A 15,809-nucleotide genomic window follows, 5' to 3' on the forward strand; every position below is an offset into this window, starting at 1 on the left:
CGGCCGGAACGACGGACGGCCGGACGAGGAGGTCGGCGCGGCCGACGGAACCCTCCCGCGCACGGTGGGCCGCCCCGGCGCAGGGCGGTCTGCCTCACCGGCGCCCCGACCAGAGCGGCTCGACCTGCTCCCATTCCGGCTCCCAGCCCAGCTCCGCACGGTCCTCCAGCACACGACGGCGGATCACGTACCCGCCGGCCGCCACCACGGAGATGCCGGTCAGGGAGCCGAGGCCGACGCCCACGGCGTCGGCGGTGATCGCCTGCGGGCTCTTCGCCGGAGCGGCGGGTCGGCCGTGGTCGTCCACCAGGAGCGGCACTGCCGTTCCGGGAGCAGTGCCGACCGGCACTGTGATCAGGCCGCTGCCCGGGCCCGTCATCGGGTGGTTCCAGGTCGCCGGGGTGTGTGCCCGGGCGCCCCCGGTCCCGGCGCCGTCGTCCTGTGCCGGGCCGACGGTCGTGGCCGTGACACCGTGCCGGTGCTGTTCCACCTGCTGTGCCGTCCGGTTCTCCCGCTGGAACACCAGGATCGCGATCGTGGCAGCCACCGCCAACGCGCCGACGACCGCCATCGCCATCGCGGCGGCCAGGCGGCTGAACTCCCTGTCCACCCGACGGCACAGGGGATTCGGGTCCCGCCCCACGGCACGACGGAGATGCCGCCTGAGGGTGGTTCGCGCGGCCGGGCGCACGGTGGTCGTGGATGGCGCCGGCATGGCCCGCCTCCTCGTCACCTCGATCGATCCGGCCGGACCGGTGCCACCAGTCTCTCCGGGCACCACCGCCCGGCCAAGGGCCTGACGGTCCACCGTCCCGACCTGCGGCGGCCGTGGGCGGAGGGCTTCACGGGCAGCGTTCCGGGGCCGACCGGCCCTACCCGTCCGCGCGGAACGTGGTGCCATGGGAGTAGGGCACGGATGCGGGGCCGGCAGTGGCCCTCACCCGCGGAGCCGGGTACCGCCCGGGCCCGGCGGACACACGTCGTGGGGAGCAGGTCGTAGGGAGCACGAAATGAAGGCGTCAGTGGGAGACCAGATCATCATCGAGGGCACCCGTCCGGGGGTGGCACGACGTGACGGCGAGATCGTGGGACTGCACCACCCGGACGGAACTCCGCCCTACGACGTGCGCTGGTCGGACACAGGCAGGACCACCGAGTACTTCCCCGGCCCCGACGCCCGCGTCCATCGCTTCGGTCTCCGGGGCGGGGAGCACAGCGCCGTCGGGACGCGGCTCCGGCCGGAGCCCTGACCCGTGTCGACAGCTCGGATCACCGATCTGTACGAGGTGACGATGGCCCACTCGTACCTCGTCGAGGGGATGACGCAGCCCGCGACCTTCAGCCTGTTCGTCCGGCACCTGCCCCCCGGACGTGGATTCCTCGTCGCGGCCGGTCTGGAACCGGCGCTCGACTACCTCGCCGGGCTCCGCGTCGACGAAGAGGACGTGGCCGTGTTCGCCACCGCGCTCGGCCGGCCCCTGGCGGACCTGGAACCACTGCTGGGGCTGGGCTTCAACGGCGAGGTACGGGCCGTACCGGAGGGCCGTGTCGTCCTGCCCGACGAACCTCTGCTGGAGGTGACCGCGTCACTGCCCGAGGCACAACTGGTGGAGTCGTACCTGCTCAACCAGGTCTGCCACCAGACCACGGTGGCCTCGAAGGCGGCGCGCTGCGTACTCGCCGCCGGCGGCCGCCCGGTGGTGGACTTCTCCCTGCGCCGTGCCCACGGCGTGCAGGCAGCCGAGCAGGCGGCGAGGCTCGGCGGCCTGGTGGGGTTCGCGGGGACGAGCAACGTGGCGGCGGCCCGTACCTACGGCCTGCGCGCGGTCGGAACGATGGCGCACTCCTACATCGAGGCCTTCGGCGACGAGAAGACGGCCTTCCGCGCCTTCGCCCGCACGCACCCGGGGCCGGTGACCTTCCTGGTCGACACGTTCGACACCGCGAACGGGGTCCGGGCCGCGGCCCGGGTACTGCGGGAGCTCGGGCTCCAGGAGAACTGCTCGGTACGACTGGACAGCGGGGACCTGGGGGCCCTGGCCGTCGAGACGAGGCGGATCCTCGACGCTGCCGGGCTGCCGCTGGTGGGCGTCACGGCGAGCGGCGGTCTGGACGAGTACGGCATCGACCGCCTGGTCCACGCCGAAGCACCGATAGACGTGTTCGCCGTCGGCACGCTCGTCGGAGTGTCCGCGGACGCGCCCTACCTGGACGCGGCCTACAAGCTGGTCGCGTACGCCGGGAAGCCGATGATGAAGCTGTCCGCCGGGAAGGCCACCGCCCCGGGCGCGAAGCAGGTGTTCCGCGGGCCCGGGTGCGCGGACACGATCGCGCTGCGGGACGAACCGGCGCCGCCCGGTGCGGCACCGTTGTTGGAGACGGTGATGTCGGAAGGGGACCGGACAGGCCCGCGCCCCCCCTCTCGCCCGGGCCCGGGCCGCATTCGACCGTGACGTGGCCGAGCTACCGGCCGCAGCACGCAGGATCGATCGTCCGCGGCCGCCGGTCGCGGGCGTCTCCGAGCGCCTTCGCCGATACGGCGCCGAGGCCCGGCAGCGGCTGGACGACCGCCTTCGGGAAGCGCCGAACGAAGCGTCCGGCCGTTGAGCGGAGACACGCATGCGGATTCTCGTCGGCTACGCCAGCCAGCACGGTTCCACCCTCGGCATCGCCGAACGAATCACCGCCGGGCTGCGCGGCCACGGCCACCATGTCGTCCTGACGGCTCTGGACCGGGATGCCGGCCCGGAGGGTTTCGACGCGGCCGTGCTCGGGAGCGCCATCCACAACGGGAAGTGGCTTCCCCCCGCCGTCCACTTCGTCGAACGGAACGTACAAGCGCTGGGCACCCTCCGGCTCTGGACCTTCAGCGTGAGCCTGCTCGGCGAGCAGGGAAGCGCCTTCCGCCCCTGGGTCGCCGCGCGGCTGCGCGCGCCACGCGCCAGAAGGGGTTCCGCAGGACCGGCCGCCGTCAGGAGCGCCGTCACCCCACGGGACCACCACGACTTCGCGGGGGCGGTGGAGCCCGACCACTGGCCGGCCCTCGGCCGCCTGGTCTTCAGACTGATGGGCGGGCGGTTCGGCGACCACCGGGACTGGCACGACGTCGACCGCTGGACCGAATCCGTCGCCCGGGAACGGGCGACCGCCCCGCTCGCCGGTTCCGGGCCCCGGTCGGACGATGGAGGAACCGGACACTCCCGCCCGGTCGGGCACCGCGCACCCACCGGACCTGCCCGACGGACGGCCCCCGAACGGACGGAACCGGACATGACCGAGAGCACCGCACCCCGGCCGGTACGAACCAAGCGGTGGAACCTCCGCCTGGACCTCTTCGAGGAGGGGGACGTCACGAAGGTGCATGCCGTCCTCGACACCGGCGACAACACGCTGGAGAGCCGGACCACGGCCCACCGCAATCCCGATGACGACCCGGTGCCGGAGATCGGCGACGAGTACGCCGCCGGACGCGCCCTGCTGGACCTCGGGAACCAGCTCCTCCGCGCCGGCCGGAGCGACTCGCTTGCGAACGACGACACACCGCCCCGTTCCTGACCGGGGCGAGCACCGCTGCGGCCCCGCCGCGGTGCCGGAGCGGAACGGGCTCGCGGACGCGCTTCGACCGTGCCGGGTCTGCCGCACCGGAGAACCCTGACGGCCGGGGCCTCCGCCCGCAACGGAGCCCCCGGCGTCCTTGTCGACGCGGCCGCCGGGCCGGCGACCGGCACCGCGCCGCACGGGATCCGCCGTCCGGTGTGGCCCTCGTCCTCCACCGCCGACGCACACCCGGCGGCCGCGGTCCTGTCGGCGGCACGGTCAGGGCCGAACGACCCACGCCAGTAGAAGGCGTAGCGGAGGACGATGGAAGCAGAGGTGAGAGCGATGCACACAGTGATCGTGTACGAGAGCATGTACGGCAACACGCGTGAGATCGCCGAGGCGATCGCCGCAGGCGTCCACGAAGCCGCCCCGGACGCGGCGGTCGACTGCATCCCGGTGGCAGAGGCCGACGCCGACATGACGCGGACCGCCGATCTCCTGGTGGTCGGCGGCCCGACACACATGCACGGCATGTCCTCCGGTCTCAGCCGCAGGATGGCCGCCACGGCCGAGGCGAGGAAGGAGGACCACGAGGACGCCGCTCGGGAGGCCGCTTCGACGGCCGAGGGGCCCGGTCTTCGCACGTGGTTCCACGACCTCCCGAAGACCGAGCCCGGTACCCACGCAGCGGCCTTCGACACACGCGCCGACATGCGGATGAGCGGCGGCGCGGCGGACGCCATAGCGCAACGGCTCTCCCGCCACCACTACGACGTGCTGGCGGAACCCGAGGGGTTCATCGTCGAGGATGCCGACGGCCCCCTGCGGGCGGGCGAACTCGACCGCGCCCGTGCCTGGGGCGCCGGCCTGGTCTGACGGGCCACCGGCCGCCCCGGTCGTGGCGGCCCGACGGGTTCCCCCGGGATGCCGTGGTGGCGATGCGCAGGCTCCCGCACACTGCCCCGCGGTCAGACGACCGCCCAGCCCACCAGCGCCGCGACAACTCCCAGCGCACCCGCTCCGCACAGGGCGCCGACCACGCCCTTGCGAGCGGCCAGCAGCCACAGCAAGGCGCCGGCCAGCACCGCGTACTGCCAGCCGTGCCGCAGCGCCGAGGCGAGGGGAATCGCCGACCCGGCGATCGCACCGATCACAGCGGGTCCGGCCCCCGTGAAGAACGCCTGTACCCGCTCGCTGGCCCGAAGTCCGTCGAAGTGCCGCCCTCCGAAGACCACGAACAGGAACGACGGGCCGAACGCCACCACGGCGGCGAGCAGTCCGCCCCACACTCCGGCAGCCGCGTACCCGACCACCGCGACGGTCTGCACCACCGGGCCCGGCGTGATCTGCCCCAGCGCCACCGCGTTGAGGAACTGGCCGTCACTCATCCAGTGGTAACGGTCGACGGCATCGGCCTGCATCAGCGGGATGATCACGAACCCGCCGCCGTACGACAGTGCACCGACCTTCAACGCCACCCACGCCAACGCCAACGTGCCGCCACCGAGCGCCGGAGCCGCAACGAGCAGCGGCCAGGACACCACCGGACGACCTGGCCCCTGCCTCCCGCGGGTGCGGACGGCGACCTCGGCCAGGCCGGCCGCCAGGAGCACCAGAACCAGCCACGGGCCCGTCAGCGCCGCAGCAGTCCCACCCGCGAGCGCGTACCCGGCCCAACGCACCCGTGCCGGGCGATCCGTCCCCGCGCGCTTCCAACTCGCCGGGGCGAGCAACCAGGCCGCCTGCAGGGCGACCGCCGCCACCGCGGACCCCGCACCGGCGGCTGCCCCTCGCACCCACAGCGGCGGGTTCCCGGACAGGAACAGCGCGGCCAGGGCCAGGATCAGTACAAGGCCCGGCACGATGAAACACAGCCCGCCGACCAGCGCGCCGGGCACACCCCTCAGACGCCAGGCCGTGAGGATCGCCAACTGGGTGGAGGCCGGTCCCGGGAGCAGGTTCGTCGCGGTGATCGAGTCCTCGAACTCCGATGCCGCGATCCACCCCCGCCGCTCGACACACAGCTTCCGCAGCAGGGCGATGTGAGTGGGCGGGCCACCGAACCCGATGCAGCCGATCCTTCCCCACTCCCGCGCTATCGTCCCCAACCCAACCCGGACCGAACCCACGCCCCGGTCCTCGTCCGCCGCCACATCCCGCCCATCTCCCACGTCACCGGTACTGCCTCGGTGCGGTGACACTACCGGGGGCGGTTGAACAATCGGTGCCGCCCGGCCTGCCGGTGGAGACCGCCTTGTGACGCCCCGGCTTCCCCGCGCCAATCGCCGCAGCTCCCCTGCCATTCCCGGCGCCCCGACGAAACAGGGCCGTCCCGCCCTATCGGAACCGCCCCCGGTCACGCCAGACTTAGCGGAGGTTCACACGCGACCTGCCGCCAGGGCGGGCCCACGGGGAGGTTGGAGTGGTGATGGCGGACAGTCCTGCGGCTGGGGCGCGCGGCCCGGTGAAGGTGTTCCTGCTGGACGACCACGAGGTGGTCCGCCGCGGCGTCCACGACCTGCTGGACGCCGAGCCCGACCTCCGGGTGATCGGCGAGGCCGGCACCGTCGAGCAGGCGCTCGCCCGTGTCCCCGCGCTGCGCCCCGACGTCGCGGTACTCGACATGCGGCTGCCGGACGGCGACGGGGTGACGGTCTGCCGCGAACTGCGCTCCCGCATGCCCGACCTGGCCTGCCTGATCCTCACCTCGTTCGACGACGAGGATGCGCTCCTGGACGCCATCATGGCCGGGGCCTCCGGCTACGTCCTCAAGCAGATCAGTGGTACCGACCTCGTCTCCGCCGTCCGCACCGTCGCCTCCGGCCAGTCGATGCTCGACCCCGGCGCCACCACCCGGCTGATGGCCCGCCTGCGCGGAGACGCCGTCACCGCATCGAGCTCCGGCCTCCCCCAGCTCACCGAGCGCGAGCGGGAGGTCCTGGCGCTGGTCGGCGAGGGGCTCACCAACCGGCAGATCGGCCAGCGGCTCTATCTCGCCGAGAAGACCGTCAAGAACCACATCTCCCGCCTGCTGGCCAAGCTGGGCGTGGAGCGGCGTGTCCAGGCCGCCCTGATCGCCAACCAGACCCTGGCCGACCGCACGCAGCCGACCGGTCGGCCCAACCGCTGAACCGGCCGCCCCGGGACACCCGACCGGGCAGGTCCGGTCGGCAGCGTCACCGGGGACCAACGGCCTCTCCCCCGGCGCCCGGTGCGAAGGCACCATCGATGTCATGACACCTCACTCCACAAGGCTGGACGAGTGGGAATGCCGACGACGCCTCGCCGGCCTCGCGGTCGGCCGGGTCGTCTACACCGTCGGTGCACTGCCCGCCGTTCAGCCCGCCCGCTACAGCCTCGGCGCCGACGGCAGCGTGCTGCTGAGCGCCGGCGCCGAGTCCGAATTGGTCCGTGCGGTATCCGGCGCGATCGTCGCCTTCGAGGCAGGAGAGCTCAACGCTGCCGAAGGCACCGGCTGGAGCGTGACCGTCCTCGGCCGCGCCGACGTCGCGCCGGATCACACGGCGAAGGGTCCGACCGACACGGTCACCGTCCGGATCCTCCCCGAACTGGTGAGCGGCCGCCTGTTCCCGTCGACGCGCCCGGCCCGGCCCTGACCGGACCTCGGCACGCCGAACGTCGAACACCCCGCCCGAGAACCGGGTCAGTGCACCAGCGGCACCGACCAGGCCAACCTGGTACCGCCGGCCTCGGGGCTCGTCAGCTCGAAGACTCCCCCCAGGCTCTCGGCTCCTCCAGCAGCTCATCAAGCCTCAACTGCGGGATACGCGACCGAACCTCGTCCCCACCCACGCGGGCCTCCCTCGTCCCCTGCCCCCGGCCGGTCGATTCTGGCAGACCCGCCTTGCGACGTGACAGCACCCGTCCACCCGTTCCCCGCGGATCCGACGACGCTCGGCGGACGAGGTCGTCCGGCCGGCCGGCGGCTTCCGTGCCGGGCAGGCGGACTGCTCTGTCGGAGCTACCGCCCGACGCTCCCGGGTGACCCGGACCGGCCAGGAAGGGCACACGGCTTGCGCCCGCTTCCCCGCACCGCAGTCTGGGTGGTGACCGGCACTTCACCTGGCGCAGGGACGCCAGGTCCTCCTACTCCCGCGCCGGCTCTCCCCGCTCTCCACGCCCCGAAGAGGTGCTCCCCGATGCTTCGTCGCTCAGCGCTCACGTTCACCGCCGCCGGCCTCACCACCGTTCTGCTCCTGCCGTTCTCGGCCACGGGGACCGCCGCCGCGGCGCCGCTCCTCACCACGGTGACCTGCACCGGGCAGTCGCAGATCAGCTACTCGCCTCCCCTCACGAACACGGCCAAGCCCACGGACATCACCGCTCACGGTGACTTCGGTGCCCTGGCAAGCCCGGGGTCGTGCCTCGGCATCGGGGCGTCCGTCACGTCCGCTCACTACGACGAGAGCTTCAGCAACCCGTCCCAGTCCTGTTCCTCGGGCGTCGCCACCCAGAGCGGCACCCGGATCTTCACCTGGGACAACGGACAGACCAGCACCTTCCCGTACACGACCACCCTGACCAGCATCGGCGGGCAGAGCGCGTCGGTCCGCACGGGCACGATCACGGCGGGGCGGTTCGCGGGCCTGCCCGCCGAGCAGATCACCATCGTGCCGAGTCTCGACCCGCTGGCCTGCGCAGGCGCCGGAATCGACCACACCACCTCCCAGACGACTCTCACCGTCGGCCCCTGACCCGGCCCGAGGTGTCCGTCGGCCGGCTCCGGGACGTCACCGGGCACCCGGCAGCAAGCGGGCCGACCGCGACGGAGGTCGCGGCCGGCCCGGGGGCGGATGGTGAGCGGACGTCAGCGGAGCCAGGCGTTGTCACGGACCACCGGTAGCGCCGCCCAGCGGCGGCCGAGGCCCCAGGTGGCGCCGGAGCCGGTCACGGCCAGGACGATGAGGACCAAGGCGTAGAGGACGTGGTAGTCGAGCAGCGGGTTGGTGGATCCGCTCGCGGTGCCGTCGGCCAAGTGGCGGGCGGGCGGCCACTCGGCGGCCCACATCAGGGCGAGCAGAGTCGTGCCCCCGACCGCGGCGATCCGCAGCCCGACGCCTCCGATCAGTGCGAGCCCGAGGCCGAGGAGGCTCAGCATGAACGTCCAGTCCACCCAGGCCTGGCCGGCCAGCGCGTGGAAGGCCTCGCGGAACGGCCCCGCTCCGACGTGGCTCAGGAAGCCCTGGGCGGGTGAGGCTCCGTCGATCCAGGCACGGCCGTCGGAGGTGGCGTAGCCGAGGCCGAAGGTCTTGTCGAGGAAGGCCCAGAGGAACAGCGCCCCGAGCGCCAGTCGCACGGTGGCGAGGGCGGCGGCCGTGGCAGACACGGTGCGGGCGGCGGTCTGCCGGGCGACGGTGCGACGGAAGGTGGTGCGGCGGGGCGTCAGGGGCGCGTGGGCGTGCTGGGTGGCCATGTCGGCTCTCCTCTGCTGGGACGGTTCGGCGGTGGCGGTCCGTTCGAGCCGGTTCGCCGGAGCACCCGGTACCGACTCGGGTCGAGCAGAAGTTCGGGACGCTGTCCGGTCCGGGCGCCCGTGGCCGTCCCGCCCGTGGTGAGGGGCGGCACGGACGGTCGGTGCGCTCGCGGTCCCGGTGTCCACTCGAAGCCTGCGCCCCGGGCACCTCACCGGTCTGCGGGCCGTTGGTCCCGACTGCGGGAACGACAGTCCCGGTGCGGTCGCACTCCCCGCGCGGTATGGCGCGCCGTCGCACTCCGTCGGTCCATCCGGCGCCGGGCGCCGGAGCGGGCGGCCGCGGCCCGCTCCGTCGCGGCCGCTCGGTGGGACGGCGGCGGAGCGACGACGACGGCGGCGAACTCGGCACCGGCTTGCCGGGTCTTCGATCGTGAGCGGTGCACAGTGTCTGGGCCACCGCCGTGCAGTCACGGTGAGTGACGGGCTTGCCGACCTGGTTCTGTTCTCAGGACCGGACAGCGATCAGTCAGTACTGCGCGGCCCTCGTGAAACTGTGAGGGGCGCGGATCGTCGGTTGGTGGGCAGGGCTCTGAACGCCCGCCGGTACGCCTGGGGCGTCGTGCCGAGGTGACGGGCGAAGTGGTGGCGGAGGTTGTCGACGGTACCGAAGCCCGTGCGGTGGGCGATCGCGGTTACTGGGTCGTCCGTGGTCTCCAGGTGGTGCTGCGCGAGCAGGACTCTCTGCCCGGTCAGCCATTGCAGCGGCGTGGTCCCGGTCTCCTGCCGGAAGCGTCGGGCGAAGGTCCGTGGGGAGAGGTGGGCACGGTAGGCCATTGCGTCGACGGTCAGGTCCTGGTCGAGGTTGGCTTCCACCCAGGCCAGGACAGGGGCGAGGGACCCGGTCCCCTCCCGGGGGAGGGGGCGTTGGCGGTACTGGTGCTGGCCGCCGTCCCGGTGCGGGGGTGTGACCATGCGGCGGGCGATGGCGTTGGCGACGGCGCTGCCGTGCTCCTTGCGGATGAGGTGGAGGCAGGTGTCGACGCCAGCGGCGGTGCCGGCGCCGGTGATGACCGGGTCCTCGTCGACGTAGAGCACGTCCGGCTCGACCCGGGCACGCGGGTGGCGGCGGGCGAGTTCGTCGGTGTAGCGCCAGTGCGTGGTACAGCGTCGCTCGTCGAGCAGCCCGGCCTCGCCCAGGAGGAAGGCCCCGGTGCAGATGCTCAGGACCCGGGCGCCACGCTTCACAGCAGCCCGCAGTTCCTCGGTCAGGTGGTCCGGCTGGCGCACATTGAGGTCGTAGGCCGGGACGCAGATGAGGTCCGCCGAAGCCAGCCGCTCCAGGCCGTGCCGGGCCCGCACCTCGAAGCCGTGGCGGGTCGGCACGCTGTCGCCGGTGGCCGAGACAAGAGCGAAGTCGTACGCGGGCAGCGCGTCGTCGCTGCGGTCGATCCCGAAGACCTCGCAGAACACGCCCAGCTCGAACGCGTGGGCACCCTGGAGGGCCAGGACGGCGACGTCGTGAAGCACAGATTCCCGATCCCTTCTCACCACGGTGGCAGAAATTTCAGCTTACCTGTCGTTTCTGCCACTCTCAGGTGGGAGCACCGCTCTGGAAGGCTCGCAGGCGTTCATCCATCCCGCGAACAGCTAGGCACAGCGCATGACCACGCAGACCCCCGCCACCAACGCTGCCCTCTCGTCACAGGCTGCCCAAGTCCTCCGTGGGCTCGCGCTCGACGAGGAACTGAAGTGGCGCGTCCCAGGCGACCCGGTCCTGGGCCCTCTGGCCCGCAAAGTTGCGCGGCGGTACGTGGCCGGTGAAACCCTGCCCGACGCCCTGGCTCGGGCGCAGCAGGTCCTGGCCGCAGGCCACCGCGTGAACGTGGAGTACATGGGCGAGAGCTGCCGCGACCCCCGGCGAGCCACGGAAGAGACCGACACGTTCCTCTCCGCGGCCCGTCTGCTGCCACCCGGGTGCTCGATCTCCCTCGACCTGTCCCACATCGGCCTCGCCGTCGATGCGGAGCTTGCCCTTGCCAACGCCTCCCGCCTTGCCCAGGCCACCGCCGACACCGGGCGGGAGATGGTGATCTCGGCTGAAGGCTCCGACCGGACCGACGAGGTTCTTGCGCTGCACCGCAAGCTGTGCGAGCGGTTCGACCATGTGGGCATCACCGTCCAGGCACGCCTGTATCGCACCGCAGACGACCTGCCGGAGCTGCTTTCCCGTCCCGGCCGCATCCGCCTGGTCAAGGGCGCCTTCCTCGAATCTGAGGCCATCGCCCACCGGCGCGAGGCTCCGGCCCTGACCGCCGCCTATCTTGCGTATGCGCAACAGTTGGCCGACTCGGGCCATCTGTGCTCCTTCGCCACGCACGACTGGGATCTGATCAACCGCGTTGACCAGCACCTCGGAGGGAAGGGCACCGATTCCGATCCTTGGGAGTTCGAGGCCCTCCTCGGCCTCGGGCCCGACCGCCTCCAAGCCATGGCCGAGCGCGGCCACCCCACCCGGGAGTACATCGTCTTCGGCACGGAGTGGTGGCTCTACGTTTGCAACCGCATCGCCGAAGACCCCCAGCGCCTGCTCCAGGCCCTCGTCGACGCGGCCGCATGACCACCACCTGATCCGGGCCCACGTCATGACGCCTGAGCACACTGCCCTGCGAAGCGCCAGTGACCCGACGGCCAGAGCCGATCCGCCGCAACGACAGCCCCGGGCCGTTGCTGCCTCGCCATCGAGCGCGTGATCATTTCTTCTCCGGGGAGAGATCAAGCAGGAGCCACGGGCTTGCCCAACGAAGCGTCGTTGCTGCTCGGCCTCGACGGGGTGTCCGTCATACGGGTCGAACGGCTTGAGGACGGCACCCGCCGGGTGCATCCGGCCACGGCGGAGGAAGCTGCTCGTGCCTGCCCGGAGTGCGGTGCCTTCGCCTGCGGGCCGCGGACCCGGGACCTTCGGCACCGGGGTGGGACTGCTCGGCCCTGTGGCCGGGCCACGGACCGGCGGGACGCTTGTCGCCGGACGGGACCGTGCGCACCGGCGCCACGGCCCGCCCGGGACAAGGGAGGTTGCAGTCATGTCGCACGGTGTGGTGGTGGGGATCGACGGTTCGGTGCCCAGCGCTGCGGCGGCCGAGTGGGCCGCACGGGAAGCCCGGCGATCGGGGCTGGGTCTACGCATCGTCCACGTCGCCGGAACGGAGGTCGACGCCCTGGACCGCGACCTCGGCGGCGGCACCGTGGTCCCTGAGCCGGTGGCGGCGATCCGCGACCGGGTCACGGCCGCGCTGCCCGGGCTGGAGGTGTCGTGCGAGATCCGCCCCGGGTACCCGGCGGAGACGCTCGCCGCCATCGGCCGACGGGCGGAGCTTCTGGTCCTCGGGTCACGCGGCCTCGGCGGCTTCACCGGCCTGCTGGTCGGCTCCGTCGGGCTGCGCACCGCCGCCCGTGCCACCTGCCCCGTGGTGCTGGTCCGTGCCGGGGAGGACGGCCCGGAAGGACTTCCCGCCGACGTCGTCGTGGGCGTGGCGGGTGACCGGCCGTGCGACGCCGTGCTCGACTTCGCCTTCCGGTACGCCGCCGGGACCGGTTCCGTGCTGCGGGTGGTGGAGAGCCGGACCACGCCGCACGGCCCGTACGCGACGGAGGCTCCCGTCGACCAGCGGCAGATCAGGGAGTCACTGGCGGCCACCGAGCACGTGCGCCTGCAGGACGCCCTGGCCCGTTGGCGGGAGAAGTACCCCGGTGTCCACGCTGAGGCGGAGGTGTGCGCCTGGAGCCCTGCCAGGGCTCTGGTGGAGGCCTCCCGCAGCGCGTCCCTGGTCGTGCTCGGACGGCGCACGCCCAAGCACCGGTTGGCGGCGCCCCGGCTGGGGGCGGTGACGCAGTCGGTGCTCCACCACGCGCACAGCCCCGTCGCCGTCGTGCCGCACGACTGAGCGGACCGTAACGGCGGCGGTGGGCGGTGCGTCACATGCCGCCGCCGTCCCCGAGGCCGCACCGCGGTCCCCGAGGGATGCACCACCGGGACCAACTGCGCGCCGCGCCAGGGACCTTCGGACCGATTCCAGGTCCCGAAGGACCGATCCGCTCCCACCCCGCACGAGCAACCCTTGAGTAGAAGGCGCCCGCGACCCCGCCGGCGCCCCGTCGTCGGACGATGCCCCGGAGAGGTAGTCCACCATGTCCCCTCGCCCCACGAACGAGGCCGAACAGTCCCCCGCGAGCACTCCTCCCACCCGTCCCACCGCGATCGACCTGCTGGTCGCGGGCGCCCTGACGGCCCTGCAGGAATACGGTTCCTTCACCCAGGAGCAGGTCGACCACGTCGTCAAGAAGGCCTCGCTGGCCGCGCTGGCCCGGCACACGGCGCTCGCGGTCCTGGCCGTGGAGGAGACCGGACGCGGAGTCTTCGAGGACAAGGCGGTCAAGAACGTCTTCGCCTGCGAGAACGTCACCCACGTGATGGCCCGGACGAAGACGGTCGGAGTGGTGTACCGGGACGAGATCGACGGCATCGTGGAGATCGCCGAGCCGGTCGGCGTCGTCGCCGGCATCACCCCCGTGACCAACCCGACCTCCACCGTGATCTTCAAGTGCCTGCTGGCGCTGAAGACCCGCAACCCGATCGTCTTCGCCTTCCACCCCTCGGCGCAGCGCTGCTCCGCCGAGGCGGCCCGGACGGTCCGGGACGCGGCGGTCGCGGCCGGAGCTCCGGCACACTGCATCCAGTGGATCGAGGAGCCGTCGATGGCGGCCACCGGCGAACTGATGAACCATCCGGACGTGGCCACCATCCTGGCCACCGGCGGCAACGGAATGGTCCGGGCCGCGTACTCCTGCGGGAAGCCCGCGCTGGGCGTCGGTGCGGGCAACGTCCCCGCGTACGTCGAGCGGAGCGCGGACCTCCGGCAGGCGGTGAACGACATCGTGCTGTCCAAGACCTTCGACAACGGCATGATCTGCGCCTCCGAGCAGGCCGTCGTGCTCGACGCGGAGATCCGCGAGGAGGCCCTCGCCGAGTTCCGGCGGCTCAAGGCGCACCACGCGAGCGCCGAGGAGAAGGCACTGCTGGAGCGGTACCTGTTCGGCGCCGGTGACGGCGCGGCCTGTTCCGGCGGACGGCTGAACGCGGCGGCGGCGGGCCGCTCGGCCGCGCAGATCGCGGAGGCGGCGGGCTTCGAGGTGCCGGCCGACACCTCCGTGATCATGGCCGACTGCGAGCGGGTCGGTCCCTCGGAGCCCCTGACCCGGGAGAAGCTCTGTCCCGTGCTGGCCGTCCTGACCGCGGGTTCGCGCCGGGAGGGTGTCGAACTGGCTTCCTCGATGGTGGAGTTCGACGGGCTCGGCCATTCCGCCGCGGTGCACACCCGGGACGCGGCGTTCGTCGAGGAGTTCGGTCACGCGGTCAAGGCCTGCCGGATCGTCTGGAACGCGCCCAGCTCGCAGGGCGGCATCGGCGACGTCTACAACGCCTTCACCCCTTCGCTGACCCTGGGCTGCGGCAGCTACGGGCACAACTCCGTCGCCGGGAACGTCTCGGCGCTGAACCTCCTCAACATCAAGCGGGTCGGGCGGCGCAACACCAACATGCAGTGGTTCAAGGTCCCGCCGAAGATCTACTTCGAGCGCAACTCCGTCAAGTACCTGGCGAGCATGCCGAACGCGCACCGGATCGTCGTCGTCACCGACCACACCATGGTGGCGATCGGCCACCTGGAGCGGATCCGGGGCGTGCTCGACCGCCGCCGGGAGCCGGTGGAAGTGCGGGTGGTCGACTACGTCGAGCCCAACCCGAGCATCGACACGGTGCGCAGGGGCGCCGAACTGATGCGGGAGTTCGAGCCGGACACCATCATCGCGCTGGGCGGCGGCTCACCGATGGACGCGGCCAAGGTGATGTGGCTGATGTACGAGCACCCGGAGGTCGAGTTCTCCGACCTGAAGGAGAAGTTCTTCGACATCCGCAAGCGTGCCTTCACCTTCCCCGACCTGGGCGAGAAGGCGAAGCTCGTGTGCATCCCCACCACGTCGGGCACCGGCAGCGAGGTCACCCCGTTCGCGGTGATCACCGACACCAACACCGGCCAGAAGTACCCGCTGGCGGACTACGCACTCACCCCGAGCGTGGCCATTGTCGACCCGGACCTCACCACCCGCCTGCCGAGCCACGTCACCGCCGACACCGGGTTCGACGCGCTGACCCACTGCATCGAGACCTACGTCTCGGTCTACGCCAACGACTTCACCGACGGGCTGGCGCTGCAGGGCATCCGGCTGATCTTCGAGAACCTGGAGCGGGCCGTCACCGACGGCCCGAACGACCCGGAGGCCCGGGAGCGGATGCACAACGCCGGGACCATCGCCGGCATGGCCTTCGGCTCGGCGTTCCTCGGCGCCGTCCACGCCATGGCGCACACCCTGGGTGCCACCTTCCACGTCGCACACGGCCGCACCAACGCGCTGCTGCTGCCGCACGTGATCCGCTGGAACGGCTCCGCGCCGACCAAGGTCACCGGCTGGCCGAAGTACCGCAGCTACGTGGCCCCGGAGCGCTACCAGGCGATCGCCCGGATGCTCGGCCTGCCGGCCGCGACCCCGGAGCAGGGGGTGGAGTCGCTCGCCGCGGCGGTCGAGGACCTGCGCGATCGCGCCGGCATCCCGCGCTCGTTCAAGGCGGCAGGGGTCGACGAAGCGGCCTTCCTGGCAGCCCTGCCGCAGCAGGCGATGAACGCCTACGAGGACCAGTGCGCCCCCGCCAACCCCAGGATGCCGATGCTCGCCGACATGCAGCGGCTGATGCGCCAGGCCTACTACGGCGACCAGGCCTGAG

The 15,809-nt window shown here is 72.3% G+C and carries 13 protein-coding genes and 1 pseudogene; 10 read left to right on the top strand and 4 right to left on the bottom strand.

The genetic code is table 11. From position 1 onward, the window contains the following. Positions 1–94: 94 nt before the first annotated feature. Positions 95–901, bottom strand: a complete 807-nt coding sequence (locus PUR56_RS43730) for an Rv1733c family protein (protein WP_443034630.1) — start codon at positions 899–901, stop codon at positions 95–97. Between the two features lie 109 nt (positions 902–1,010). Between PUR56_RS43730 and PUR56_RS40935 the strand changes: the two genes are divergently transcribed. The 4 genes and pseudogenes from PUR56_RS40935 to PUR56_RS40950 all read left to right on the top strand — a co-directional run bounded on the left by PUR56_RS40935 (position 1,011) and on the right by PUR56_RS40950 (position 4,416). Further along, positions 1,011–1,250, top strand: coding sequence for a DUF1918 domain-containing protein (locus PUR56_RS40935; protein ID WP_329952702.1), 240 nt, complete (start codon positions 1,011–1,013; stop codon positions 1,248–1,250). Positions 1,251–1,253: 3 nt separating this feature from the next. After that, positions 1,254–2,607, top strand: a pseudogene (locus PUR56_RS40940) (nicotinate phosphoribosyltransferase). 12 nt (positions 2,608–2,619) lie between these two features. Next, the gene (locus PUR56_RS40945; protein WP_329952703.1) at positions 2,620–3,555 is read left to right on the top strand and encodes a dsRBD fold-containing protein; all 936 of its coding nucleotides are present in this window, start codon (positions 2,620–2,622) and stop codon (positions 3,553–3,555) included. A 327-nt stretch (positions 3,556–3,882) separates the two neighbouring features. Then, positions 3,883–4,416, top strand: a complete 534-nt coding sequence (locus PUR56_RS40950) for a flavodoxin family protein (RefSeq protein WP_329881516.1) — start codon at positions 3,883–3,885, stop codon at positions 4,414–4,416. A 92-nt stretch (positions 4,417–4,508) separates the two neighbouring features. Here the strand turns inward: PUR56_RS40950 and chrA are convergent, their stop codons facing one another. Then, positions 4,509–5,669, bottom strand: a complete 1,161-nt coding sequence (gene chrA / locus PUR56_RS40955; RefSeq protein WP_329952704.1) for a chromate efflux transporter — start codon at positions 5,667–5,669, stop codon at positions 4,509–4,511. 299 nt (positions 5,670–5,968) lie between these two features. Here chrA and PUR56_RS40960 point away from each other — a divergent pair, with 299 nt between their 5' ends. The 3 genes from PUR56_RS40960 (at position 5,969) to PUR56_RS40970 (ending at position 8,255) form a co-directional block, all read left to right on the top strand. Then, on the top strand, positions 5,969–6,670 hold the full coding sequence (locus PUR56_RS40960; RefSeq protein ID WP_329881518.1) for a response regulator transcription factor: 702 nt from the start codon (positions 5,969–5,971) through the stop codon (positions 6,668–6,670). Positions 6,671–6,773: 103 nt separating this feature from the next. Further along, on the top strand, positions 6,774–7,157 hold the full coding sequence (locus PUR56_RS40965; protein ID WP_329952705.1) for a pyridoxamine 5'-phosphate oxidase family protein: 384 nt from the start codon (positions 6,774–6,776) through the stop codon (positions 7,155–7,157). 543 nt (positions 7,158–7,700) lie between these two features. Then, a complete protein-coding gene (locus tag PUR56_RS40970) occupies positions 7,701–8,255 on the top strand; it encodes a hypothetical protein (protein WP_329881520.1) in 555 nt (184 codons plus the stop codon). A 113-nt stretch (positions 8,256–8,368) separates the two neighbouring features. On the opposite strand, the gene PUR56_RS40975 is transcribed toward PUR56_RS40970, so the two are convergent. Both PUR56_RS40975 and PUR56_RS40980 read right to left on the bottom strand, forming a co-directional pair. Further along, on the bottom strand, positions 8,369–8,974 hold the full coding sequence (locus tag PUR56_RS40975) for a hypothetical protein (protein WP_329881521.1): 606 nt from the start codon (positions 8,972–8,974) through the stop codon (positions 8,369–8,371). Positions 8,975–9,496: 522 nt separating this feature from the next. Next, positions 9,497–10,501 carry a GlxA family transcriptional regulator gene (locus PUR56_RS40980; protein ID WP_329952706.1) on the bottom strand — a complete coding sequence of 335 codons (1,005 nt, stop codon included), beginning with the start codon at positions 10,499–10,501 and terminating at the stop codon, positions 9,497–9,499. 133 nt (positions 10,502–10,634) lie between these two features. On the opposite strand from PUR56_RS40980, the gene PUR56_RS40985 reads away from it, so the two are divergent. The 3 genes from PUR56_RS40985 (at position 10,635) to adhE (ending at position 15,808) form a co-directional block, all read left to right on the top strand. After that, on the top strand, positions 10,635–11,591 hold the full coding sequence (locus tag PUR56_RS40985; RefSeq protein WP_329952707.1) for a proline dehydrogenase family protein: 957 nt from the start codon (positions 10,635–10,637) through the stop codon (positions 11,589–11,591). Positions 11,592–12,054: 463 nt separating this feature from the next. Next, the gene (locus tag PUR56_RS40990) at positions 12,055–12,915 is read left to right on the top strand and encodes a universal stress protein (protein ID WP_329952708.1); all 861 of its coding nucleotides are present in this window, start codon (positions 12,055–12,057) and stop codon (positions 12,913–12,915) included. Between the two features lie 244 nt (positions 12,916–13,159). Continuing rightward, complete coding sequence (gene adhE, locus PUR56_RS40995; protein WP_329952709.1) at positions 13,160–15,808, top strand: bifunctional acetaldehyde-CoA/alcohol dehydrogenase; 2,649 nt, start codon at positions 13,160–13,162, stop codon at positions 15,806–15,808. Position 15,809: the final 1 nt, after the last annotated feature.

The sequence above is a fragment of the Streptomyces sp. BE303 genome, from assembly GCF_036290945.1.
GTDB lineage: Bacteria > Actinomycetota > Actinomycetes > Streptomycetales > Streptomycetaceae > Kitasatospora.